Genomic DNA, 25,404 nt, shown 5'->3' on the forward strand with positions numbered 1-25,404 from the left:
CAGGGTTCGCTACTGAGGTGCAACGTCCACCGACACGGAGATGGTGCTCTCCTCCGCCTCGGTGTAGATGACCCCGCGCAGCGGTGGCACATCGGCGTAGTCACGCCCCCAGGCCACCGTCGCGTACCGCTCGTCGACCAACTGATCGTTGGTCGGATCGAACGCGAGCCACCGATCGTTCGGCATCCACACCGCAGCCCACGCATGGGTCGCATCGACGCCGATCATCCGCTCCTTCCCGGGCGGGGGTTCGGTCGCCAGATATCCCGATACGTACCGCGCGGCGAGACCGTGCGACCGCAGGCAGGCAATGGCCAGTCGAGCGAAATCCTGGCACACACCCGAACGCGCGGAGAGCACATCGACCACGGTGGTCGAGACCGTCGTGGAACCGGACAGATACCGAAAGTCCGTGAAAATGCGATGCGTCAGATCGACGATGACGTCCGCCAGCGGTCGACCGGGCCGGAAGCTGGGCGCGGCATACGCGCGCACCTCGTCGGTGATCTCCGGAGTGGGAAGATCCAGAGCGAACTCCACCGCGGATGCCCGGGCCGAATCCGCCGGCACGGTCGGGTCGAACAGCGCCATCCGAGCGGACTCCCACGGCGCGGTTGCCGGCCACGACGTGGTCTCGTCCACCGGCCGCGGATAGACCTCCACCAGCGAGTCCGCCGTCACCACCAGCTTCTCGTGATCGTGCGTCACGTGGAAGTACACGTCCTCGTTGCCGTAGACGTCGACCCCGAAGGACTGATCGGTCGGCGCAGGTTCCACGGTGACCGATTTCTCCGTGCAGTGTTGCCCATCCATGTCTCGCGGCGCGAGAAATCCTCGCCCGTACGACGAGGAGACGCGATCGGAGTAGGTATAGGTCGTGATGTGCTTGATTCGGTACCGACGGCTCATCACTGCACCCCGTTCGCAGTTCGAATGTTCGAGCTACCCCACAGCGGCTGCGTGCCACCCGGCAACGACATGTGCGTCGCGAGGACCACGCGAGACAACTCTTCGAGGGAATCGTGGATGCCGTCCACCAATTCGATCAGGTCGACCCGGCGACCGTTGGCGTCGACCGATTCCAGATCGCCCGGGTCCACTCGGCGCAACCGCACCCGCATCTGCTCGACGAGTTGCTCGGGCCGTGAGGTACCCGAGGCGTCGGGCAGCGATCCGAGGTCGTCGCGCAGACGATCGAGCTGATACACCAACGCTCGCGGATTTCCCTCGTCGAACAGCAGCAGCTGCGCAACAGCCGCCGGACGTGCTCGGCCGCTGTTGCGTCGGCGATAGATCACCGAGGACTCGGCCGCCGACAACACCGAATCGATGACGGCCTGTTCCGTGGACGGTGTGAGGGCATGGCTGAGGGTTGCCGACAGCAGAGCCGTCAGTTGCAGGCCACGTTCGATCCGTTTGCCCGCGTCCATCAGGTACCAGCCGGCATCTCGAACCATCGACTCCGACGCCAACCCGGACACCGCGAGCAGACCCCGCAGCACGCTCGACTGCGACGCGGCCAGTTGGGCACCGTTGTTGACCGGGGATTCCGCCAATTCTTCGAGCGCGGTGTCGATGCGGTTGAGCACCGCCCACGTGTCGTTCGAGAGCTGATCGCGCACCGCGCGCGCCGCCTGCTGCATTCGGTCCACCGATTGCGCCAGCGATCCGAGGCGTGCCGCCGACAGCATCAGTGAACGCATTTCGACGATCGCGTCGGCGCGGGTCTTCTCGTCGAGGAAACCCGGTCCGGTGCGCGAGACCTTGGTGACCGCTTCGAGCAGGATCGGCAAGCTCTCGCTGCCCTCCAACCACGGCATCGACCGATAGTCCTGATTACGTTCGCGCGCCGCGATCAGCAGGCGAGTCATGTCCTCGGCACGCTCGGTGTAGCGACCGAACCAGAACAGATCGCCCAGCACACGTGGTGAGCTGACCACGTCGACGTTGGACGCGGCGTACTGCGGCAGCTCTTCCACCGTCGCAGGCGGGGTGTGCGGCGCAGAATCGGCCGGCGTGACCCGTTCCAGCGACTTCACCCAGACATCCTTCGAGGCCACCGTGATGAGCGGATCGGTGACCGGAGCCGTGATCACCACCTGCCCCAGCCCACCGCGCATCGGGGTGTACCCACCGCGCTGCGCGACCGTGAACAGCCTCATCCCCACTTGCGCGGGAGCCACCGCCAAGTGCTCTCCCGCTCCCCCGCCGATCGACGAACCGACCGGAGCCACCGAGAATTCCGGTACTTCCTGACCGGTCCACTTCCAGGGCTCGGCAACGATCCGATCCCACAAGTCGCGAGCTCCGGCATCAGTGAGATCGTGTCCCACCACCGTGCGACGCGACGTGGTCGACCGCAGCACCAGCGAACGCAGTCGATTACCGATGTGCGAGAGCTGATTCGGGTCACCGCCCCAATAGGTGGCAACCGAACCGAGTACCAAATCCTCGTCCAGTAGCGCCCTGCTGAGTGCCGGCAGCAGCGGAACCAGTGCCGGGTTCTCGAGTACCCCACTGCCGAGGGTGTTGACCACACTGACAGCACCCCGCCGCAGCACCTCGACCAGGCCCACCACACCCAGATGCGAGTCCGGGCGCAAGTCCAGTGGGTCGGCGAACTCGGCGTCCACTCTACGAAGCACCACATCGACGCGGCGGAGCTTGCCGAGCGACCGCATCCAGAGGCAGCCGTCCCGAACGACGAGATCGGCGTTCTCCACCAGCGGGAAGCCGAGAACCGTTGCGAGATACGCCTGATCGAACGCAGTCTCGGAATGCGAACCGGGGCTCAGTACAACCACCACCGGATCCTCGGCGGATGCGGGCGCAGCGTCGCGCAGTGCCAACCGCACCGCACGCGCGAACGTCGACAGCGGCCTCGGGTTGCTCTCCTGGAACAGCTCGGGCATCGCTCGCGACATCACGCGCCGATCCGCGAGCGCATACCCCACGCCCGACGGTGCCTGAGTTCGGTCGGCCACGACCTGGAATCGACCGTCCGAGCTGCGGGCGACGTCGGCGGCATGCATGAACAACTGATGCGGACCCGGGATGGTGATCGCATGCGCCGTCCGCAGATAGCCCGGGTTGCCGAAGATCAGCTCCGGCGGGATCAGCCCGCGCCGAACGGTCTCCTGGGCACCGTAGATATCGGCGAGTACCGCATCGAGCAACATCGAGCGCTGAACCAAACCGGCTTCCAGACGGTCCCACTCGTCGGCCGCGACCACCAGCGGAACGCTGTCCAAGCCCCACCGCACGGCACTGGGCACAGCCTCGGAACCGCCGGACGGAATGGGGTTGTACGTGATGCCGTGGTCGTCGACGAGCCGGCTGACCCGTGACTGCAACGTCTGCATGGCCCCCGAACCGGCCTCGCGCATTCCGTCGATCAACCCCGCCCAATGCGGACGGATGTTGTCGTCGGGATCGAGCATCTCGTCGAAACGATCTGCCCGACCGATCACGGCCTCACGCCGACCCCGATAAGCAAGCCAGGCCGACCCGGCTCCACCGGAGACTTCTTCGCTCCGGCCGGCTCCACCCGTCACAGGTTCGTTCCGGCCGGCTCCACCCGTCACAGGTTCATTCCGGCCGGCTCCACTCAGGGCGGTATCTACGGGCACCATCGAGCCGCTGTTCCTTCCGTCGGTCGATCACCCTCCGACGCCGGGTGAATTCGTGACCGAATTCACCCGAAGCGCGTCGGACCGAGATCGCTACCGGTCGACTCGTTCTGTTGTGCAGGTACGCGTCAGGGCGTGTGAACTCCTGTTCGGCGCAGGTCCAACATGCCGGGAGCACTCACATCGATCGCCTGTCGAGCGTGCATCTCGAGCAATCTTGCTACGTCCACCTTGCCCGAGGTGAACCCACCCTCCTCGAAGCGGCCGTTACGGCGTGCTTCGGCCTCGACGGAGTTGACGGGTGGGCCGTCGTACGACCTACCGCCCGGGTGAACGACATGGTACGAGCATCCGCCCACCGCGCGCCCGGTCTGCATCTCCACGAGATCGAAACGCAGCGGACTCTGTACCTCGATCGTCGGGTGCAGAGCGCTCGGCGGCTGCCATGCGCGGTACCGCACCCCAGCGACCTGAACGTCCTGTCGATCGGTGCGCAACAGCGGCACCGGCACGCCGTTGCACGTCAACAGGTATCGACCCGCATCGGCTCCGGCGACCTGGACCTGAATGCGCTCCACCGAGGAATCCACGTAGCGCGCAGTTCCCGAGGACGTCGATTCCTCACCGAGGGTGTTCCACGGCTCGATCGCGCCACGTAGTTCGATCTCGGCGTCGCCGACCACGGTGGTTCCGATCCGCGGGAAGCGGAACTCGGTGAACGGGTCCAGCCAGCTGGTGTCGAACTCGATGCCGTGCTCGCGAAGGTCCTCCACCACGCGGCCGATGTCGTTGATGACGAAGTGCGGCAGCATGTACCGCCCGTGCAGGTTCGCGCCGTGCCGAATCAGAGGTGCCTGGAGCGGGGTGTCCCAGAAGCGCGAGACCATCGAACGCACGAGCAGTGACTGCACCATTGCCATCTGATGATGGGGCGGCATCTCGAACCCGCGCAGCTCGAGCAATCCCAGTCGGCCCCGAGTGGAGTCGGGACTGTAGAGCTTGTCTATGCAGAACTCGGCACGGTGCGTGTTCCCGGTGATGTCGGTGAGCAGGTGACGCAACGCCCGATCCACCACCCAGGGCGACGCAGATCGATCTCCATCGGTCAGTCGCCTGATCTCGCTGAACGCCACCTCGAGTTCGTAGAGCGATTCCTCGCGACCCTCGTCGGCACGAGGAGCCTGCGACGTGGTTCCGATGAATCGTCCCGAGAACAGGTACGACAGCGACGGGTGACGCTGCCAATGCGTCAGCAGCGACACCAGCAAGTCCGGTCGACGGAGTACCGGCGAGTCCACGGGTGTGACCCCGCCCAGGGTGATGTGGTTGCCACCCCCGGTTCCGCGAGTGGTGCCGTCGTTGTCGAATCCTTCGGTGCTCAACCGGGACTTACGTGCCTCGAGGTAGAGGCGTTCCATGAGCTCGTTCTGTTCGGCCCACGAGGACGTCGGTTGAACGTTGACCTCGATCACACCGGGATCCGGTGTGACGGTCAGGGTTTGGATGCGCGGATCCGACGGCGGACCGTAACCCTCGATGACGACAGGCGTGTCGATGGTCGAGGCCGCGTGCTCGACGCGCGAGACGAGGTCGACAAAATCGTCCAAACGATCCATCGGCGGCATGAACACGTGCAGAACGCCGTCTCGGACCTCGGCGACCAGAGCGGTCACGGCGGTGCCGCCTACCCCGGACGTCTCGTTCACCAACTGCGCGTACCGCGACTCGGCCGGATTCACCGCACGCGGCGGTTGCTGCGTCAATTGCCGAATGGGTAGATCGGGAGTGGGCGCGGTGGGATCGGACGGGTTCTCGACCAGACCACCGTCCCAGGAGATCGCGCGGAGCGGCAACCGTAGACCGGCAGGAGAGTCGCCCTCCAGCAACACGATTCGGCCTCGGCGCAACTTCCAGTCCGAGCTCTCCCAGCCGGAGCCGTCCTCGGTGCGAGATATCGGCAACACGAACGCCGCAGGCTCGTCCGTGCTTGCATCGAGCCGCTCGAGCAGTTGTTTTCTGGCGTTCGCGGAATCGGCTCCCGGTTCGAGATCGTCGTCGTCGGCCGGCGGGTCACCGTAGGGCTGACGAACCAGGTCCAACAGTTTCACCAGCGGGTCCTCGTAGGCGGGACGCGCTTGTGAGGCAGGCAGTCCGAGCGCCTTGACCAACTCGTCGATCAACTCCTGCGACGCCGAGTTGTCCACCGGCTCCGGGCGAAGGTCCTCGGCCAACCAGGGATCTGCGATCAGATCGGAATCGTGCCACAGTGCTTGACCGTCGGTGCGCCAGAACAGTCCCACCTGCCACCGCGGCAGCGGCTCGCCGGGGTACCACTTGCCCTGACTGCGCTGTACCAGCCCGTCCGGTGCGTAGATGGTCCGAAGGCGTTCGGCCAGCACACTGGCCAGCTTTCGCTTGTGTGGGCCGTCGGCTGTGGTGTTCCACTCCGGGGCTTCCTGATTCTCGATGGCGACGAACGTCGGCTCACCACCGACCGTCAACCGGATGTCCTGGTCGTGCATCCGCTTGTCGATCTTCTCCGCCGTGACCTTGATCGATTCCCACTGATCGGCCGTGTACGGCAACGTCGTTCGCGGGTCCTCGTGCACGCGGACGACGGTGTTCGAAAAATCGAGTTCGGCCTTGCACTTGCTCGTCGCACCGGAGATCGCGGCCGCCGTGGACGGGTGCGGCGTCGCCGAGAGTGGGATGTGCCCCTCGCCTGCGAACAGACCCGATGTCGGATCCATCCCGACCCAGCCCGCCCCGGGCAGATACACCTCGGTCCATGCGTGCAGATCGGTGAAGTCCTCGACAGGACCGGACGGACCGTCCAACGACTTGACGTCCGAGGACAACTGAACGAGATAGCCGGAGACGAAACGCGCGGCAAGACCCATTTGGCGCAGCACCGAAACCAGCAACCATGCCGAGTCACGGCAAGACCCCACAGCGGACGTCAGCGTCAGATCGGGCGTCTGCACCCCGGGCTCCATCCGCACGGAGTAACCGACGTCACCCATGACTGCTTGGTTTGCCATGACGAGAAAGTCGATGGTGCGCAACGACTCTCCGCGTTCGACTACGGCTGCCTGCAGTTTCTCCACCCAGGCCGAGACCACCGGACCGGGACCCGAGCCTGCCTTGCCTTCATCCACCGGACGCAGGTACGGCTCCAGATCAGGAAGGTCGTGCTCTTCGTACGTGAATCCGAAGTGCTCCGCCCATTCTTCGACGAAGAAGTCCAGCGGGTTGATCGACGCCATGTCTGCGACGAGTCCGACCGTGATCGACAGATGGTCGGTGCGCTCGGGAAACACCACCCGAGCAAGAAAGTTGCCGAAGACGTCCTGCTGCCAGTTGACGAAGTGTTCCGCTGGTTCGATTTTCAGCGAATACGCCTCGATCGGTGTGCGCGAATGTGGCGCGGGGCGCAACCGAATTTCATGCGGAAAGATCTTTACAGTGCGGTCGAACTGGTAGCTGGTGCGGTGTTCGAGTGCAACCTTGATGCCCACGGCGAGCCCCTCGTGATAGTCCCGGTATGGGTGGAACACACAACCCTAGTAGGGCCGAGCCCGGTGCGCTCGGCAAGAATTCGCGATCGGTGCGCGCGGGCTGGAACATTTCGGACCCCCGCACCGTCCAAATGTCGACGCCTTGACACACAGAACTGTCTACGGTTCGCTCAGCCTGAAAATACGGACGAATCGTCGACGTACTTCGCAAGACACTGAAGGGTGAAACGTGAGTGAAAACCCGCCCAATGGACCGCAATACGGTGGCGACCCCAATCCGGACCAGCCGGACCTGAACAAACCTCAGACGCCAGGCGGCGGCTATCCCCCACCCGGCGGCTATCCCCCTCCCGGCGGCTACCCCCCGCCCGGCGGCTACCCCCCGCCCGGCGGATATCCCCCACCGCCCGGGAACTACCCACCCCAGGGCGGCGCACCCGGTGGATATCCCCCACCGCCCGGGAACTACCCACCACAGGGCGGCGCACCCGGCGGTTACCCACCGCCTCCCGGTGCCTACCCACCGCCTCCCGGGAACTACGGGAATTACGGAAACCAGGGCTACGGGCAAGCACCGATGGCCCCCAATCCCGGACGCCTCGATGTCGGTGCGGCGCTGAGCTACGGCTTCGACAAATTCAAGGCCAATGTCGGTCCGTGGCTCGGACTGACCGCCATCGTGCTGGCGGTGGGCGTGGTCGCCTTCTTGGTTTTGTTCGCGTCGACCTTCGCTGCTGCAATGGACGCCGGCAATCGAGGTGAGACCCTGGACGTCGGCACGTTCTCCGTACTGTCGATACTCCTGACCGCCGTCGCTACCTTCGTGGGGTACTTCGTCAACGCGGCTTTCGTACGCGGAGCGCTGGACGAGACCGTCGGCCCGCAGAAGCCGACGTTCGGCCGATTCTTCCAACTGACGAATGTGCCTCAGCTCGCCGTCCTGGCCGCGATCTGGACCGTGGTCACCGTGGTGCTCGGATTCATCCCTTTCCTGGGAACGCTCCTGCAGATCGTGTTCGGCGTACTGACAGCCTTCACTCTGACGTTCGCGCTGGACCGGAACCTGGCCGCGTTCGACGCCATCAAGACGAGCGTCGATCTGGTGGTCAAGAACTTCGGCCCCGTCATACTGCTGATCCTCGCTCTGGCTGCGATCAATATCGTCGGAGCCATACCGTGCGGACTAGGGCTGCTGGTCACCGTCCCAGTTTCGGTGATTGCGCTGAACTACGCCTACCGCGTGCTCACCGGTGGGCCGTTGTCCCCCGCTCGCTGACGCCACAGCTCGATATACGCGAATGTCCCCGTAACGCTCGGAGTTACGGGGACATTCGTGTTCGGAAGTCGACTGTTACGCGTCGACCACGGTCTCGGCCGAAGCTGGAGACTCTTCCTTCTTTTCCGGCTTGAAGTCGACGCCCGATTCCTTACGCTGCTGCGGCGTGATCGGTGCAGGCGCGTCGGTCAGCGGATCGATGCCGCCACCGGACTTGGGGAATGCGATGACCTCACGGATGGAATCGACCCCGGCGAGCAGCGCGGTGATCCGGTCCCAGCCGAACGCGATTCCGCCATGGGGCGGAGCGCCGTAGCTGAAGGCGTCGAGCAGGAAGCCGAACTTTTCCTGCGCCTCCTCCTTGCCGATACCCATGATCGCGAACACTCGTTCCTGAATGTCCTTGCGGTGGATACGAATACTGCCGCCACCGATCTCGTTGCCGTTGCAGACGATGTCGTAGGCGTAGGCCAGAGCAGACCCGGGGTCGGTGTCGAACGTCTCCATCGACTCCGGCTTCGGCGAGGTGAACGCGTGGTGCACAGCCGTCCACGCGCCGGATCCGACAGCTACGTCACCGCTGGCGGTGGCGTCGGACGTCGGCTCGAACAGCGGAGCGTCGACGACCCAGACGAATGCCCAGGCCTTCGGGTCGATCAGGTCGAGCTTGCGGGCGATCTCGCCGCGGACGGCACCGAGCAGTCCGCGCGAGGCCTTGACGGGTCCTGCGGAGAAGAAGATCGCGTCGCCGTTGTTCGCACCGACGTGCGCGGCCAGGCCGTCGCGTTCGGCGTCGGTCAGATTCTTCGCGACCGGGCCGCCGAGGGTGCCATCCTCGCCGACGAGAACGTACGCGAGGCCCTTGTGCCCACGTTGCTTGGCGAATTCCTGCCAGCGGTCCAGTTGCTTGCGAGGCTGCGACGCGCCACCGGGCATGACGACCGCGCCGACGTAGGGAGCCTGGAACACCCGGAAGGTGGTCTCGGAGAAGAAGTCCGTGCACTCGACAAGCTCGATGTCGAATCGCAGGTCCGGCTTGTCGGAACCGTAGCGCCGCATGGCCTCGGCGTACGTGATCCGCGGAATCGGCGCGGCGAAGTGATGCCCGACGAGCTTCCACAGCGACGCCAGAATCTCCTCGGCCAACAGGATGACGTCGTCCTGGGTGACGAAGCTCATCTCGACGTCGAGCTGCGTGAACTCCGGCTGGCGATCAGCGCGGAAGTCCTCGTCTCGGTAGCACCGGGCAATCTGGTAGTACCGCTCGATACCACCGACCATCAGCAGCTGCTTGAACAGCTGCGGGCTCTGTGGCAGAGCGTAAAAACTGCCCGGCTGCAGACGTGCGGGAACGAGGAAGTCTCGTGCGCCTTCGGGAGTGGAACGCGTCAGCGTCGGGGTCTCGACCTCGACGAACTCGTGATGTGCAAGCACCGACCGGGCGGCAGCGTTGACGTGCGAACGCAGCCGAATGGCACGGCCGGGGCCCTCACGGCGCAGGTCGAGATAGCGGTACTTCAGACGCGCTTCCTCGCCCGGCTGATCGTCCAGCTGGAACGGCAGCGGTGCGGCCTCGGACAAGACCTCGATCTCGGAGGCCTCGACCTCGATGGCACCGGTGGGGATCTCGTAGTTTGCGTTGCCCTCGGGACGACCCTCGACCTTGCCGGTCACCTTCACCACGTACTCGGCACGCAGTCGGTGTGCCTGCTCGAGCGCTGCTCCCTCGCGGAAGACGACCTGAGACACACCGGAGGCGTCACGCAGATCGATGAAGATGACGCCGCCGTGATCGCGTCGACGGGCCACCCATCCCGTCAGCGTCACGGTTCGGTCGACGTGCTCGGGGCGTAATGAGCCGGCGAGGTGGGTGCGCAGCACGGGTGTCCTTTCGAGAAAAATCCGCTGATCGTGTTCTTCGCTCACCGATCCTACGGAGCACATCACCGTAGAAGGAAACGAGATGCCGTCCCGGCATGCGAAGCTAAGGCCGACAGTGGCGGTATCGGTTCGCATCTTCAGATGCTGGCTCGGCGGAGGGGAACTCGGTCATGACGTTCAGAGAAGGTTCGCAAATGGAACCGGGCCGAGTCTCCGTCGGCGGTAGCGGAGGCGGCGGACGCGGCAAGTTGGCGATCGGCGGCGGAGCGGGTGGCTTGGTCATCATCGTCCTTGCCCTGCTGTTCGGCGGCGACCCGGGAGCAATCCTGAACCAGATCAGCGGTGGCGACAGTTCCGCCGGACAGAACGACTCCGGGGCTTCCGGAACACTCGAATGCGATGTCGCGGACGCGAACAGCAGCGTCGATTGCCGTATCGGGTTCACGGCATCGAGCCTGGACACCGTGTGGGAATCGCAGCTGCAATCGCAGACCGGCGTCGCGTACGTCCAGCCGGCTGTCAACCTGTTCTCGGGTGCAACGAACACTGGCTGCGGCAACGCCACCAGCGCCGTCGGGCCGTTCTACTGCCCGGCCGATTCCACCGCATATTTCGACACCAGCTTCTTCCAGGTACTCGTCGACCAGTTCGGCTCCAGCGGCGGCCCCTTGGCGCAGGAGTACGTGGTGGCGCACGAGATCGGCCACCACATCCAGAATCAGCTGGGTGACATCGGGCGCGCGCAAGCCGATCCGCAGGGACCCGAGTCCGGTGGCGTCAAGGTGGAGTTGCAGGCAGATTGCTACGCGGGCATCTGGGCGCACTACGCAGCCGAGACGGTCGATCCGAAAACCGGGGTTCCGTTCCTCGAGCCGCTGACCTCCACCGACATCGACGACGCGCTCTCGGCCGCGTCATCGGTGGGCGACGACCGGATTCAGGAGGCATCCACCGGCCGCGTCAACCCCGAGGGCTGGACGCACGGGTCTTCTGCCCAGCGACAGGCATGGTTCACCGCCGGGTACGAGACCGGACAGGTCTCGGCCTGCGACACGTTCTCGGCGCGCGATCTGAACAACCCGTGATCGCACCACTCAGAACAGCGTGAGGGCCGGTCCCGAGGTCGCCAGTTCTCGGGATTCGGCGGGCTCGTTGGCAGGCAAAGACCGGGTCTGTTCTACGGCGAACCCGTACGTCTCGAGCAACGGGTCGATACGCCCTCGGAGCCACTGCTTGTACTCGGGCGTCACGTACGCCCCGTGACCGTAGAGCTGACGGTATCGCCGGACCAACGCCGGGTGCTCCTTCACCAGCCAGCTCATGTACCAGTCCTTGGTGCTGGACCGTAGATGCATCGGCAACGCCGTCACACTCGTAGCTCCCGCGTCGGCCAGTGCGCTGATCAGACCGTCGAGATGCTTGGCACCGTCCGTGAGGAAGGGAATCACCGGTGCGACCAACACTCCACAATCCAGGCCTGCGTCACGGACGGCACGAATGAGGTCCAATCGTGCACGTGGACTTGGGGTCCCGGGCTCGAGCTGCTTCTGCAGATCGGGGTCGTGGATGGCGAGGCTGATGCTCACGTGCACATCTACCTGCTGAGCAGCCAACGTCAACAAGGGCAGGTCGCGACGCAGCAGTGTGCCCTTGGTCAGGATCGAGAAAGGCGTACCGGACTCCGTCAACGCCCGAATGATGCCGGGCATCAACCGGTATCGGCCCTCGGCGCGCTGATAGGGATCGGTGTTCGTCCCGAGCGCTACCGGCTCCCTTTTCCAGGATCGACGTGCGAGCTCTTTGCGGAGGACTGCCGCGACATTCGTCTTGACGACGATCTGCGAGTCGAAGTCGTTGCCGGAGTCGAGGTCCAGGTATTCGTGTGTCGGTCTGGCGAAGCAGTACCGGCACGCATGCGAACATCCCCGCATAGGATTCACGGTCCACGAGAAGGGCACCTGCGATTCACCCGGAACCTCGTTCAGGGCACTCTTGCACAGCACCTCGTGGAAGGTTGTTCCCTCGAACTCCGGGGTCTGCACGCTGCGGACGAGCCCGGACCGTTCGAGTCCCGGTAGCGCGCCGTCGTCCGCGGCATCGAGAGTCTGACCGGCCCATCGCATGCACACAGTCGAACATTTGTTCTATGCGGTGTCAAGGTCGGTATCGTTCCTCGCATCCCCGCTCGGATCCGGCAGCCGGCAAGCGATAGCGTAGGGCGTCAAGTCGATCCTAGGAGTGCACCGCACGTGACCGCCCCGAACACACCGACCCTCGAACCCATTCTGCGCCTGGGACTCACGTTGGGACCGGCCATCGAGATCGGTTCGGTACCCGAAGGCGACCGAGTCGTCACCACCGTCCTCGGCGGGGCCGCCCCGGGCCCGGACATCGAGGGCACTCTGGCTGCTCGATCCACCGTCGTCAGCGTCACCCGACCCGACGGATGCACCGAGTTCAGCAGTGATCTCGTCCTCGAATTGGCAACCGGTGGTTACCTCTCGCTCGACTATCGCGGGGTTCAGTTCGGCCCGGCCGAGGTCATCGACGCGCTCGACGATCCCGACCGGGAAGTCGACCCCGCTACCTATTACTTCCGTGGCACGTTGCGAGTATCGACGGCTGTTCCGAAGTTCACCTATCTCAACCGTGCGCTGGTCGTTACCTCCGGCTCACGATCGGCCGAGGCCGTGGTCCTCGACGCGTTCCTGGTGACCTGATACCTGCTCGCTCATCGGAGCAGCTGGGCGACCTCGCGGTCGGTCAGCGTCGCATGCGGAGTGCGGCCCTTGCTGCGAACCAGTTCGATCGCTCGGTAGAGGGGCCGTTCGTCGAGTCCGGCGTCACGTGCCTCGGCCCGTAGCTGGTCCACCAGGACCGACGCGATGGCCGCCGCCGGGACGAGCTCAGTGGTCCACAGCGAATCGGCGAGGGTGCGTAGGGCGAGGATCGGCAGTTCACGACCCCCACCGTTGGTGTACAGCGCCAGTGGTAGGACCACGCGAGTGCGACCGTCATAGAGCCGCAACGAGATCTGATCGATCCCGGCCGTGCGAATCGTCAGCTCGGCCGTCACCACCTCCGGCATCCTCAACCGGCGAGTGCGCAACCCTCGCGCGCAGAGTTGCGGACCATCGAGCCACACCCGCCGACGCAGGCCCAGCCAGCCCGACAGTACTGCGGGGCCACCGATGATCACCCCGACGAGAACACCAACCCACACCGGCACGAACAGCGCCAGGACGACGGCGAGAACGATCCCGATCGCGGCCGACCCGACAATGATTTTCCGCAGGCGCGGGGCCAGGAACTCCACCGAGACCAGGTCCAAGGCTACCGGCCCGGCAGCGGGCCGAGGGTCATCGGCCAAGGCGGACCCCGAGGGCGTCGACCACGTCGGCCAACGCGACAGTGTCCTGCTCCCCGTTCGAGAGGTCTTTCACCACAACCGATTCCGCCGACAGTTCTTGATCGCCCAGCACCAGCGCGTATCGGGCACCCGATCGATCGGCTGCTTTCATCGCTCCTTTGATGCCGCGATTTCCGTACGTTATGTCCACTGCGATACCCCGTTCGCGTAGCTGAGCGGCGATATCGACGATCGCCAGTTTGGCTGCGGCACCCATCGGGATGCCGAACACCTGACACCGCGACGTGGACCCCGCAGTCTTTCCCTCGGCAGCCAGGGCGAGGACGGTGCGGTCGACGCCGAGTCCGAATCCGATACCCGACAGCGCTTGCCCGCCCAGCTGTTCCATCAGCCCGTCGTAGCGGCCGCCGCCGCCGATGCCCGATTGCGCCCCCAGCCCGTCGTGCACGAACTCGAACGTGGTCTTGGTGTAGTAGTCCAGCCCGCGCACCATTCGCGGGTTCACCAGATAAGGAACGTTCATCACGTCCAGATACGCCAGGACCTCGTCGAAGTGTTCTTTGGCCGAATCGGAGAGGTGATCGAGCATCAACGGCGCGTCCGCGGTCATCTCGCGCACCTCCGGCCGCTTGTCGTCGAGCACCCGCAGCGGGTTGATCTCGGCGCGCCGACGCGTGTCCTCGTCCAAAGGAAGCGCAAAGAGAAACTGCTGCAACAACTCTCGATACTGAGGGCGGCAGGTGTCGTCACCGAGCGAGGTGATCTCCAGGCGGAAACCGGTGAGCCCGAGAGCGCGAAAACCGGCGTCGGCCACGGCGATGACCTCGGCGTCCAACGCCGGGTCGTCGATGCCGATCGCTTCGACACCCACCTGTTGCAACTGCCGGTACCGCCCGGCCTGCGGGCGCTCGTAACGGAAGAACGGCCCGGCGTAGGCCAACTTCACCGGAAGCGCGCCCCGATCCAATCCGTGCTCGATCACCGCACGCATGACCCCCGCGGTGCCCTCGGGGCGCAGCGTCACCGACCGATCTCCGCGATCGGCGAACGTGTACATCTCCTTGCTCACCACATCGGTCGACTCCCCGACCCCACGGGCGAACAGCCCGGTGTCCTCGAAGATCGGCAGTTCGATATGTCCGTAGCCGGCGTTGCGCGCGGCGTCGAGCAGCCCCTCTCGCACGGCGACGAACTCGGCCGAGTTGGGGGGAAAGTAGTCGGGAATGCCCTTGGGCGCAGAAAAGGTGGTCGGCTTGCTCACGCTCACAGCTTCCCTTGCTCGGGGTCGCCGAGTCCAACGAGGAACGGATTGGACGCACGTTCCTGACCGATCGAACTCTGGCCGCCGTGCCCCGGCAGTACCACGGTGTCGTCACCGAGCGGCAGCAATCGGGTCGCGATGGACCGCAGTAGTTGGTCGTGATCGCCGCCGGGTAGATCCGTCCTACCGATCGACCCCGCGAAGAGGGTGTCTCCGGTCAGCGCCAACGGGACCGCACCGTCCGGCCCGTCGGCCCGAGCGAGAAACACCACCGAACCCTGGGTGTGTCCGGGCGTGTGCACCACCGAGAACTCGATTCCGGCGAGATCCAGCTGCTCGCCGTCGGCGAGTTCGATCACCTCGGCCGGTTCGCGGAACTCGATGTCACCCAGCACGGCAGCCAGCGCTGGACCCGTTCCCTTGATCGGGTCCGAGAGCATGTATCGATCTTCGGGTGCGATGTACGCAGCAATGCCGTACTTTTCGCAGATCGGCTCGACCGACCACGTGTGGTCGAGGTGGCCGTGCGTGAGCAGCACTGCGGTGGGAGTGAGCGAGGATCGCGTCAGAAAATCGATCAGCGGATCGGCGGCGTCCTGGCCGGGATCGACGACGACGCACTCGGACGCGTCGTCCTGGGCCAGGATGTAACAATTCGTCTGAAACATGCCTGCGGGGAATCCGGTGACGAGCAAACCAATCGCTCCTAAAGGCTGAGGCCGAAGTACCGAACAAGCTTAGTGGGGCCGTTCGGATCGGGTCCCCCCAGCATGCTCTCAGGCATTGATGGCACACTCGCGTTGGCCGATTTCGGCCTGTTACCACACGATCGGTCCGTGCAGCGAGCGGGCGAGGTCGATTTTCGGACAAGCGGGAGGAACACGAATTGCCCAGCAACGAGCAACGGCGCGAGGCTGCCAAACGAAAGCTCGAACGCCAACTCGTACGCCGTGCGGAGCGCGCACGGCGTCGTAAGCAATTGACGATTGCAGGTTCCATTCTCGGTGTCGTCGCAGTCGTGGCCGTCGTCTCGGTCGTGTACGTGGTGACCCGCGGTGACGACGATGCGAGTACCGCCCAGGAATCGACGACGTCCGCACCCGCCGACTCCCTCATCGCGGCGGGACGTTCCGAGCCCCTGCCCGAGACGGTGAACTGCTCCTATCCCGCTGCGGCACAGCCTGCGGCCAAGGAGAACACTCCCCCGCGCACCGACAACGTCCCCACCAGCGACGAGCCGCTGAGCTACAGCATGACCACGAACCAGGGCAATATCGGTTTGACTCTGAACAACCCCGAGTCGCCGTGCACGGTGAACAGTTTCGTCTCGCTCGCCAACCAGGGCTACTTCGACGGCACCACCTGTCATCGACTCACCACCGGTGCCGGTCTTCAGGTGCTGCAATGCGGCGATCCCACGGGCACCGGAAGCGGTGGACCGGGCTACCAGTTCGCCGACGAATTCCCCACCGACACGTTCGCCGAGGGCGACCCCGCTGCGCAGACACCGATCGCGTACCCGCGCGGCACGTTGGCGATGGCCAATGCAGGTCCGGGAACCAACGGCAGCCAGTTCTTCCTGGTCTACGGAGATTCGGAACTGCCGCCTGCCTACACCGCGTTCGGCACGATCGACGAGACCGGCCTCGCCACCCTCGACGCCATCGCGGCCAAGGGAGTGCAGGGCGGCGCATCCGACGGAGCACCCGCCGAGCCAGTCGACATCACGAACATGCTGAGCGACCTGTGAACCGCACCTCTGTCCTAGTGACCGGGCTGTCGGCTACCGCTCTGGTGCTGGCCGGCTGCTCCAGTTCGGCCGAACCCGCTGCCCAGCCTGCTGCAGCAACCTCGTCGACGACGTCGTCCGCTCCGGCGGCAACGACAACACAGCGGCCGGCGTTGGACCTGTCTCGGTTCGGTGCGCTGCCGGCCGTGCCACAGCCGACGACCGACACTGTGTCCTGCGCCTATCCGGCGGAGACGCCGGCCGCGAAGGAGGTCGATCCACCTCCCGTCGACAATGTCGACGTGTACGGAACCGTCGACGTCGCACTGGCCACCAGCCAGGGACCGATCGACATCACGCTGGACCGGACGCAGGCACCGTGCACGGTCAACAGCGTCGTCAGCCTCGTCCAGCAGGGATACTTCGACGGCTCTCCCTGCCACCGGTTGACGACGTCACCGGGCCTCGAGGTGCTCCAGTGCGGCGATCCTTCCGGATCCGGTCGGGGCGGACCCGGATACAGCTTCGCCAACGAGTACCCCACGACGGCATACACCGGCGATCCCGCGCAGGCCGAAAATCCGGTGGTCTACCCCCGCGGGACGCTCGCGATGGCCAATGCCGGTCCCGACACCAACGGCAGCCAGTTCTTCCTGGTGTACGCAGATTCGGTGCTCCCGCCGCAGTACACGGTGTTCGGCACCATCTCCGAGAGCGGACTGGCCACCCTCGACGCCATCGCGGCGGGAGGGGTGACCGGAGGCTCCGAGGACGGCGCGCCTGCGAACCCGGTGATCCTGGAATCGGCAACGGCGTAGACAGATTCGAAGTACGAGAGGGTGAGCAGAGAATCTCTGCTCACCCTCTCGTCGTTGTCGGGACCGCTCAGGCGGCCGACGTCAACCGGTAGACGTCGTAGACGCCCTCGACATTGCGGACCACGTTCAGCACGTGACCGAGATGCTTGGGATCACCCATCTCGAACGTGAATTTGCTGATCGCAACCCTGTCTCCCGACGTGGCGACGGATGCCGAGAGGATGTTGACCTTCTCGTCGGCCAGCGCCTTGGTCACATCGGAGAGCAGTCGGTGGCGGTCGAGTGCCTCGATCTGAATGGCCACCAGGAACACCGAGGACGCCGACGGTGCCCACTGAACCTCGATGAACCGCTCGGACTGCTCCTCCAGTGAGCGAGCGTTGGTGCAGTCGGTGCGATGCACGCTGACCGAACCGCCGCGGGTGACGAATCCGAGGATCTCGTCTCCTGGCACGGGAGTACAGCACTTCGCGAGTTTCGCGACGACGCCGTCCGCACCGGTGACCAACACCCCGGCATCGCCGACCTGGCGAGGACGGGTAGGAATTGTCGACGGAGTCGAACGCTCGGCGAGCTCTTCCTCGACATCGCCCACACCCCCGAGATGAGCGACCAAACGCTGCACCACGTGGCGAGCGGACACGTGATTCTCGCCGACCGCGGTGTAGAGCGCCGAGACATCGACGTACCGCAATTCGTGCGCGATGGCCGACATCGATTCGGCATTCATCAACCGCTGCAACGGTAGTCCGCCTCGGCGCACCTCCTTCGCGATGGCGTCCTTGCCGGCCTCGAGTGCTTCCTCGCGGCGCTCCTTGGCGAACCACTGACGAATCTTGGTCTTCGCTCGCGGCGATGCCACGAATCCCTGCCAGTCCCGGCTCGGTCCGGCAGTAGCGGCCTTGGAGGTGAACACCTCGACCACTTCGCCGTTGTCCAGGGTTCGTTCGAGTGCGACCAGTCGGCCATTGACGCGTGCGCCGATGCAGCGATGGCCGACCTCGGTGTGGACCGCGTAGGCAAAATCGACCGGACACGAACCGGCAGGCAAGGTGACGACGTCGCCCTTGGGCGTGAAGACGAAGATCTCCTTGACCGCGAGGTCGTACCGCAGTGACTCGAGGAACTCTCCTGGATCGGCTGCTTCACGTTGCCAGTCGAGCAGTTGGCGCATCCACGCCATGTCGTCGACTTCGGCGTTGTCCTGAGAGTGCTTGCCCTTGGTCTCCTTGTATCGCCAGTGCGCAGCAATGCCGAACTCTGCCGTCCGGTGCATGTCGCGCGTGCGGATCTGCACCTCGAGCGGTTTGCCCTCGGGTCCGATCACCGTGGTGTGCAAGGACTGATAGACGCCGTAGCGCGGCTGAGCGATGTAGTCCTTGAAGCGGCCCGCCATCGGCTGCCACAGCGAGTGCACGACACCCACAGCGGCGTAGCAGTCACGGATCTCGTCGCACAGGATCCGTACACCCACGAGGTCGTGGATGTCGTCGAAGTCGCGGCCCTTGACGATCATCTTCTGGTAGATCGACCAGTAATGCTTCGGCCGTCCCTCGACCACGGCGCTGATTCTCGACGCGGCCAATGTCGCGTTGATCTCGGCCCGCACCTTCTCGAGGTAGGTGTCGCGTGACGGTGCCCGATCGGCGACGAGACGAACGATCTCGTCGTACTTCTTGGGGTGCAGGATAGCGAACGCCAGGTCTTCGAGCTCCCACTTGACCGTGGCCATTCCCAGCCGATGCGCAAGCGGCGCAATGACTTCCAGCGTTTCCTTCGCCTTGCGGGCCTGCTTCTCCGGCGGCAGGAACCGCATGGTGCGCATATTGTGCAGTCGGTCTGCCACCTTGATGACGAGCACCCGCGGATCTCGCGCCATCGCAATGATCATCTTGCGAATGGTCTCGCCTTCGGCAGCGGTTCCGAGAACCACCTTGTCGAGTTTGGTCACCCCGTCGACCAGATGGGAAACCTCCTCGCCGAATTCCTCGGTCAACTTGGCGAGCGAATACCCGGTGTCCTCGACCGTGTCGTGCAGCAACGCCGCGACCAGCGTCGTGGTGTCCATTCCCAGCTCGGCGAGGATGTTCGCGACTGCGAGCGGATGGGTGATGTACGGATCGCCGGACTTACGCATCTGCGATGCATGCAACTCGTCCGCGACGTCGTAGGCCCGCTGCAACAACGCGAGATCGGCCTTGGGGTAGAGCTCGCGGTGCAGGCTGACGAGAGGTTCGAGCACCGGCTTGACGGCGGCGCTGCGTCCGGCGGTGATGCGGCGCGCCAGACGGGCCCGCACCCGCCGTGACGCCGACGTCGGTACCGGTGCCGAATTGCGCGTTCCGGACGGAGCCTGCGCGTCGTTCGGCACAGAATCGGGGGAAGCAGAATCACGGGACACTGGGGACTCGACTGCGGGACCGGTGTCACCGGAACCGGTCTCGCCCTCGGTCACGACGTCGACTCCGGCCCGATCGGGAACGTCAGGCCTCTCGGGGACGGCAGGCCCATCCGGCAAGGGCTGATCGATGTAACGGGTCACTCTCATCACCTCCTGCCACGCGCTCCACGCTGTCGCCGGACGCATCCGGAGAACGCATTATGTAGAGACTTTAGTCCTCATACTCGAACCAGGCAGGCGAGCGGGTAGTCACTGCACCTCTCACGCCCTCCCAGTGCCGCGATCTCGAGAACGACGGCGGCACCGACTATCACCGCACCCTGATCTGCCAACAGCCGTGCGGTCGCCTCGACGGTACCGCCCGTCGCCAGCACGTCGTCGATCACCAACACCCGCCGTCCAGCCAGTTCGATCGCCGTCGGGATCTGCAACTCGGCGGTCCCGTATTCGAGGTCGTAGGCCCGCGAATGCACCGGAGGCGGCAGCTTGCCCGCCTTGCGCACCGCCAGCACACCGCAGCCCAGCTCCAAGGCCACACCGGCACCCAGCAGAAAGCCACGCGCGTCGATTCCCGCAACCAGATCGACATCGTGGTGGCCCTGCGCCAACTCCGACACGACACTGCGTAAGGCGCTGCCGTCTGCGAACACCGGAGTCAGATCGCCGAAACGCACTCCGGGAACGGGGAAGTCGTCGACCCACCGCGTCAGCCGAGCCACGGCAGCGACTGCGTCGGCCCGATCACCTGCGTCGTTCATCGAAGAAGAACCCACCGATCCATGTTCCATCCGGCACCAGCGGCCGTCGGGTTGGGCACCACGTCCTGCATTCCGTCGCTGACGACGGTGGTGCGCGGCTCGTTGTACAGGGGAAGCGACGGCATGTCGTTCCACAGGATGTTCTCGCCCTCCGTGGCGAGAGCCAGCACTCGTTCGGGGTCATCGGTCACCGCCAGCTGATCGACGATGGAATCGATCCTGCCGTTGCTGTAGCCGCCGACGTTCAGTCCGATTCCCGTCCTCAGCGAATACCGTGCGACAGCTCCGCCTGCCGACCCCGATGGCCCGGGCAGAGAACCACTGCTGCCCAGCACCGCGTCGACGGCACCGCCGCGCAGGGCGGACGGCGTGAACTCCGGCGAGCTCGCATCGACGACGGTGATGCCGGCTGCAGCGCAGTCGGCAGCCATGCGGCCGACCTCCTGTGCGCGACGAGCATCCGGTCCCCGGTACCCGACGCGAACGGTGAGGGCACTCTCGCCTGCCGCAGCAAGTTCCTTGCCCGCCTGATCCAGGTCCGAGCGCCGATACCGATCGCCGACGACGGTTGCGACCGCCGGATACTCGAGGGTGTCCAGTTGCACCAGCCGAGCGTCGACGATTCCCGAGCCGAGCCCGGCCGCTGGGGCGTCGGAGCCCGGATGCCCGAGCGTGTCGAAGAGATCCGATCTCGGGATGCACGCGGCCACCGCTCGTCGCGCGCTCGCGTCGGCCAGCACCCCCTGTGTGGCGAAGGTCAGTTGTTCGAGGCCTCGTGACGGTTCCTCGCTGGTCACGAAACCCTCGGTCGTGCCGAGATCGATGGCACCCGCACCGTGGTCGAGCACGTCGAGCGAGCCGTCCGCCACCTTGGCAGCCACGTCGGTGCCCTTGGGCCAGACGACGACCTGCTCGGTTTCGGGCGGAATTCCCCACCAGGCCTCGTTCGCGACGAGAACAAGACCTCCGTCGGAGGTGTACGACTCGACGCGGTACGGCCCGGCCGAGGGCAGCAACGAAGTGTCGATCGCGCCGGGCGTCAGTGTCCACCCGGTGTTCCAGAATTCGGCGATGCGGCCCACGACATCGTTGTCGTCGGCCAGGATGGGATCGACGACGTTCGGCACTCCTGCCGCCCGGGCCGCAACGTGCGCAGGCAACAGATCGGTGGCACCGAACAGGGCGCGCCAGTTCTGGTAACTGCGCCCTGGAGCGAACACGACCGTGGCCTCCTTGGCCCCGGGGACGCAGTCGATGCGTTCGATGTCCGAGTACCCGGCCGACGACGCCGCGTCGAACATGGGACCGTCGGCGGCGAATCGGCCGCTGTTCGCAGCCCAGGCCAACACGAGGTCATCGCAGGCCATCGGTGCACCGTCGGAGTACTTCGCCGCTGGGGCAATGGAGTACTGCACGGTCAACGTGTCACCGGGAATCACTTCCGTGGTCCCGATGTCGTTGTCCGACAACGCATCCCCCTCGGGCCCGAGGTAGCTGAAGCCCACCTGCACCCGGGTGAACGCCTGCCGAGCTCCCGACGCCGCGCCGTCGACCGTTCTCGCGTTGTACGTGTCGACGACGTTGTCGAACGAGTAGCCGATCGAGGGAACCTTGTCCTCGGGCGACGAACACGCGGTGATGGACACCGCAGCGACACCCGCCGCCACCAGTGCCGCGCTCCACCTGCGTTTCACGTGCACTCTCCGTCCCAGTCGAGGGTGGATATCTACCGTCGCTTCTTGTTTCGCTTTCCGGTGGGCCGGTTACCCGGCTGCGGAGTGGACGCCTTGGTGGTGGACACTCCGACGGCCACCGGTTCGGGAGCGAGACCGGCCGCGCGGGCAGCCGCATCGGCCCGCTTGGAGTGGACCTTGCGTGTGTGCGCAGCCACCGGGCCCCACTTCTCCTTGAGCGTCACCAGCAGCGGAGTAGCGAAGAAGATGGACGAGTAGGCACCGACGATCATGCCGACGAGCTGCACCAGCGCCAGGTCCTTGAGTGTGCCGACTCCGAGCAGCCAGACCGCGACGATCATGAGCGCGATCACCGGCAGAACACCGATGACGGTCGTGTTGATCGAGCGCATCAGGGTCTGGTTGACGGCGAGGTTGGCCTGCTCTGCGTACGTCTTGCGGTGCAGGTTCAAGATCCCGCGAGTGTTTTCCTCGACCTTGTCGAACACCACCACCGAGTCGTACAGCGAGAAACCGAGGATCGTCAGCAGTCCGATGACCGTCGCAGGAGTCACCTCGAACCCGACGATCGAATACACGCCTGCCGTGACGACGAGGTCGAATCCCAGAGCAGCCAGAGCGGCGAACGCCATATCCCGTTCGTATCGGACAGCGATGTAGATGCTGACGATGACCAGGAACACCGCGAGTGCGATCAACGCCTTCTGGGTGATCTGGCCACCCCAGGTCTCACTGACGTCGGACACGCTGATCGCATTGGGAGTAGCGGTGCCGCTGTTGTCCTGCGGCTCGAAGGCCTGGAACAACGCCTGACGCAAGCTGTCCACTTCACCGGGGTCGAGAGCCTCGGAGCGAATCTGCACCGTTGCTGCCGCGCCCGAGCCGACCGTCTGCACCGACACCGGGGGCATACCCAGCGAGTCGTTGTACACGGTTTCGACCTGCTCGGTGGAGATGTTGTCGGCGGCCGGCAGGGCAATACGAGTCCCGCCCTCGAAATCGATGCCGAGCGTGAATCCGCGCACGAGGAAGCTCAGCAGGCACACCAACACGATGACACCGGTGAGGATGTAGTAGAAGCGGCGACGACCGACGATGTCGAAGGCACCGGTTCCGGTGTAGAGCCTGGACAGCCAGCTGTGCTTGGGCTGGGTGGACTGGTCGACACTCGAGTCGTCGAGGGGCGATGGGGTCGACGTGGTCGTATCCGACATGTCATGCCTCCTTCGACGGCGTGGTGCCGGTCTTGACGGCGAGCGCCTTGTTGGCTGCACGCTTTCGTTCGAGTGCGATCTGCTGGACGGCACCGAGACCGTTGACGGACGGCTTGGACCAGAATTTCGACTTCGACGCCAGGTACACCAGTGGCCAGGTCACCAGCACCACGACGATGATGTCGAGGATCGTCGTCAGACCGAGGGTGAAGGCGAAGCCGCGGACCTGCCCCACAGCGAGTACGTACAGCACCGCGGCCGCGATGAAGCTGACCGCGTTGCCGGACAGGATGGTTTTGCGTGCGCGTGCCCAACCGCGTGGTACTGCAGACCGGAAGCTGCGACCCTCACGAATTTCGTCCTTGATGCGCTCGAAGAACACTACGAAGGAGTCCGCGGTCATACCGATGCCGATGATGAGTCCGGCAATTCCTGCAAGGTCCAGGGTGAAGCTGATCCACCTGCCCAACAGAACGATGATTCCGTAGACGACGAGACCCGCCAGCGCCAACGACAGCGCCGTGAGCAGACCCAGGGCGCGGTAATAGAGCAGGCAGTAGACCAATACGAGCGCCAGTCCGATGGCTCCAGCGATGAGGCCGGCTTCCAGCGAAGCCAATCCCAGTGTGGCCGAGACAGTTTCGGCCTCGGAGGATACGAAGGACAGCGGTAGAGAGCCGTACTTGAGGGTGTTGGCCAGCTCTGAAGCACTCTGGGCGTTGAAGTTTCCGGTGATCGAGGTGGCGCTGCCCGCGGGGGTGGCACCCTGGATGACCGGCGCACTGATCACCTTCGAGTCCAGCACGAATGCGGCCTGCTTCTGCAGGTTGGCGGCGGTGAACTGAGCCCACGTGTTGGAACCGTCCGAGTCGAACGTCAGGCTCACCTGAAACTGGGCCTGCTGGCTGTCGAATCCGGAGGTCGCGTCGGCGATCTGCTGCCCGTCGATGATCGTCGGGCCGAGCAGGTAGACGGCAGTCCCGTCGGTCGAGCACGCGACGAGCGGAAGAGCCGGATCGTCGTTGCCTGCGAGTGGGTCGGCCGCGTTGCAGTCGAGGGACTGCATCGCCAATTGCTGAATCTGCTGATCCTCGCTCTGCCGCAGCGTCTTGGCGTCGGCGATCTCCTGAGCAGCACGATCGGCGTCCGACAGCGACGCATCCGCGGCGGGATCGTCGGTCGCGGGTGCATCGGTCGCAGGCGCGTCGGTCGCGGGCGCGTCGGTCGCAGGCGTCGGATCCACCGCAGACGGATCCTGCGCCGGGAAGACGCGACTCTGAGGAGCGGCCGGTGCGGCGGGATCTGCAGCAGGAGCGGCGGGATCTGCAGCAGGAGCGGCGGGATCTGCAGCAGGAGCGGCGGGATCTGTAGGAGCGGCCGGATCGACCGGCGCGGCGGGATCGGCCGGCGTTTGCTGCGACCCTGCACCCTGGCCCGCCGACGGGGCAACCGATCCCACCACGGGTCGGATGAACAGTCGTGCAGTCTGGCCCAGAGTGCGCGCTTGAGAACTGTCGTCACCGGGCACCGTGATGACGAGGTTGTCACCGTCGACGACCACCTCGGAGCCCGTGACACCGAGACCGTTGACGCGAGTCTCGATGATCTGCTGCGCCTGCTTCAGGCTGTCCTGCGTCGGCGCATTGCCGTCGGGGGTTCGCGCGGTGAGTGTCACGCGCGTGCCGCCCTGCAGGTCGATTCCCAGCTTCGGCGAGGGGTCTTTGTCTCCGGTGAAGAAGACCAGGGCATACACCGCTGCTATCAGCACCGCAAAAACGGCGAGATAGCGGGCGGGACGCACCGGTCCGCTGGTAGGTGCCACGGTGAGTGTTTCTCCTCTAAGGCGATGGAAAGT

At 65.1% G+C, this 25,404-nt stretch carries 18 protein-coding genes; 5 read left to right on the forward strand and 13 right to left on the reverse strand.

The window, feature by feature from the left end; translation table 11 throughout:
• Positions 1 to 9: 9 nt before the first annotated feature.
• The 3 genes from BH93_RS14335 to BH93_RS14345 all read right to left on the reverse strand — a co-directional run bounded on the left by BH93_RS14335 (position 10) and on the right by BH93_RS14345 (position 7,147).
• On the reverse strand, positions 10 to 909 hold the full coding sequence (locus BH93_RS14335; RefSeq protein WP_037173849.1) for a transglutaminase family protein: 900 nt from the start codon (positions 907 to 909) through the stop codon (positions 10 to 12).
• Positions 909 to 3,440: a circularly permuted type 2 ATP-grasp protein gene (locus tag BH93_RS14340; RefSeq protein WP_371832103.1), complete on the reverse strand. Its 2,532-nt coding sequence runs from the start codon at positions 3,438 to 3,440 to the stop codon at positions 909 to 911. Before BH93_RS14340 ends, BH93_RS14335 begins: the two co-directional genes overlap by 1 nt.
• A 317-nt stretch (positions 3,441 to 3,757) precedes the next feature.
• Positions 3,758 to 7,147 carry a transglutaminase family protein gene (locus tag BH93_RS14345; RefSeq protein ID WP_037174316.1) on the reverse strand — a complete coding sequence of 1,130 codons (3,390 nt, stop codon included), beginning with the start codon at positions 7,145 to 7,147 and terminating at the stop codon, positions 3,758 to 3,760.
• Between the two features lie 229 nt (positions 7,148 to 7,376).
• On the opposite strand from BH93_RS14345, the gene BH93_RS14350 reads away from it, so the two are divergent.
• Entirely contained in the window at positions 7,377 to 8,423 is a 1,047-nt protein-coding gene (locus tag BH93_RS14350) for a hypothetical protein (RefSeq protein ID WP_080739040.1), read from the forward strand.
• A 75-nt stretch (positions 8,424 to 8,498) separates the two neighbouring features.
• On the opposite strand, the gene aspS is transcribed toward BH93_RS14350, so the two are convergent.
• The gene (aspS, locus tag BH93_RS14355; protein WP_037173853.1) at positions 8,499 to 10,304 is read right to left on the reverse strand and encodes an aspartate--tRNA ligase; all 1,806 of its coding nucleotides are present in this window, start codon (positions 10,302 to 10,304) and stop codon (positions 8,499 to 8,501) included.
• Between the two features lie 170 nt (positions 10,305 to 10,474).
• On the opposite strand from aspS, the gene ypfJ reads away from it, so the two are divergent.
• Positions 10,475 to 11,389, forward strand: a complete 915-nt coding sequence (ypfJ, locus tag BH93_RS14360; RefSeq protein ID WP_037173854.1) for a KPN_02809 family neutral zinc metallopeptidase — start codon at positions 10,475 to 10,477, stop codon at positions 11,387 to 11,389.
• A gap of 9 nt (positions 11,390 to 11,398) precedes the next feature.
• Here the strand turns inward: ypfJ and BH93_RS14365 are convergent, their stop codons facing one another.
• Complete coding sequence (locus tag BH93_RS14365; RefSeq protein WP_037173855.1) at positions 11,399 to 12,427, reverse strand: Rv2578c family radical SAM protein; 1,029 nt, start codon at positions 12,425 to 12,427, stop codon at positions 11,399 to 11,401.
• 126 nt (positions 12,428 to 12,553) lie between these two features.
• On the opposite strand from BH93_RS14365, the gene BH93_RS14370 reads away from it, so the two are divergent.
• Positions 12,554 to 13,024, forward strand: coding sequence for a DUF3237 domain-containing protein (locus tag BH93_RS14370; protein ID WP_032377784.1), 471 nt, complete (start codon positions 12,554 to 12,556; stop codon positions 13,022 to 13,024).
• An 11-nt stretch (positions 13,025 to 13,035) separates the two neighbouring features.
• Here the strand turns inward: BH93_RS14370 and BH93_RS14375 are convergent, their stop codons facing one another.
• The 3 genes from BH93_RS14375 to BH93_RS14385 are packed head-to-tail and all read right to left on the reverse strand — an operon-like array spanning position 13,036 to position 15,630.
• Positions 13,036 to 13,674: a hypothetical protein gene (locus BH93_RS14375; RefSeq protein WP_037173856.1), complete on the reverse strand. Its 639-nt coding sequence runs from the start codon at positions 13,672 to 13,674 to the stop codon at positions 13,036 to 13,038.
• Positions 13,664 to 14,935: a histidine--tRNA ligase gene (hisS, locus tag BH93_RS14380; RefSeq protein WP_037174319.1), complete on the reverse strand. Its 1,272-nt coding sequence runs from the start codon at positions 14,933 to 14,935 to the stop codon at positions 13,664 to 13,666. The genes BH93_RS14375 and hisS overlap by 11 nt, the downstream gene beginning before the upstream one ends.
• A gap of 2 nt (positions 14,936 to 14,937) precedes the next feature.
• Positions 14,938 to 15,630: an MBL fold metallo-hydrolase gene (locus BH93_RS14385; RefSeq protein ID WP_032403334.1), complete on the reverse strand. Its 693-nt coding sequence runs from the start codon at positions 15,628 to 15,630 to the stop codon at positions 14,938 to 14,940.
• A 191-nt stretch (positions 15,631 to 15,821) separates the two neighbouring features.
• Here BH93_RS14385 and BH93_RS14390 point away from each other — a divergent pair, with 191 nt between their 5' ends.
• Together BH93_RS14390 and BH93_RS14395 are read left to right on the forward strand one after the other, a co-directional pair.
• Positions 15,822 to 16,685, forward strand: a complete 864-nt coding sequence (locus BH93_RS14390) for a peptidylprolyl isomerase (protein WP_032377781.1) — start codon at positions 15,822 to 15,824, stop codon at positions 16,683 to 16,685.
• Entirely contained in the window at positions 16,682 to 17,482 is an 801-nt protein-coding gene (locus BH93_RS14395; RefSeq protein WP_052065089.1) for a peptidylprolyl isomerase, read from the forward strand. The genes BH93_RS14390 and BH93_RS14395 overlap by 4 nt, the downstream gene beginning before the upstream one ends.
• Positions 17,483 to 17,549: 67 nt before the next feature.
• On the opposite strand, the gene BH93_RS14400 is transcribed toward BH93_RS14395, so the two are convergent.
• From BH93_RS14400 to secD, 5 genes are all read right to left on the reverse strand, one after another.
• Complete coding sequence (locus tag BH93_RS14400) at positions 17,550 to 19,853, reverse strand: RelA/SpoT family protein (protein WP_052065146.1); 2,304 nt, start codon at positions 19,851 to 19,853, stop codon at positions 17,550 to 17,552.
• A 248-nt stretch (positions 19,854 to 20,101) separates the two neighbouring features.
• Positions 20,102 to 20,641 carry an adenine phosphoribosyltransferase gene (locus tag BH93_RS14405; RefSeq protein ID WP_037173857.1) on the reverse strand — a complete coding sequence of 180 codons (540 nt, stop codon included), beginning with the start codon at positions 20,639 to 20,641 and terminating at the stop codon, positions 20,102 to 20,104.
• Positions 20,638 to 22,341 (reverse strand): ABC transporter substrate-binding protein, encoded by a 1,704-nt coding sequence (locus tag BH93_RS14410; protein ID WP_037173859.1) that lies wholly within the window; start codon positions 22,339 to 22,341, stop codon positions 20,638 to 20,640. Before BH93_RS14410 ends, BH93_RS14405 begins: the two co-directional genes overlap by 4 nt.
• A 26-nt stretch (positions 22,342 to 22,367) precedes the next feature.
• Positions 22,368 to 23,549 (reverse strand): protein translocase subunit SecF, encoded by a 1,182-nt coding sequence (gene secF / locus BH93_RS14415; RefSeq protein ID WP_037173860.1) that lies wholly within the window; start codon positions 23,547 to 23,549, stop codon positions 22,368 to 22,370.
• 1 nt (position 23,550) lies between these two features.
• Complete coding sequence (secD, locus tag BH93_RS14420; protein ID WP_052065090.1) at positions 23,551 to 25,371, reverse strand: protein translocase subunit SecD; 1,821 nt, start codon at positions 25,369 to 25,371, stop codon at positions 23,551 to 23,553.
• Positions 25,372 to 25,404 lie beyond the last annotated feature (33 nt).

This window comes from Rhodococcoides fascians A25f, from assembly GCF_000760935.2.
GTDB lineage: Bacteria > Actinomycetota > Actinomycetes > Mycobacteriales > Mycobacteriaceae > Rhodococcoides.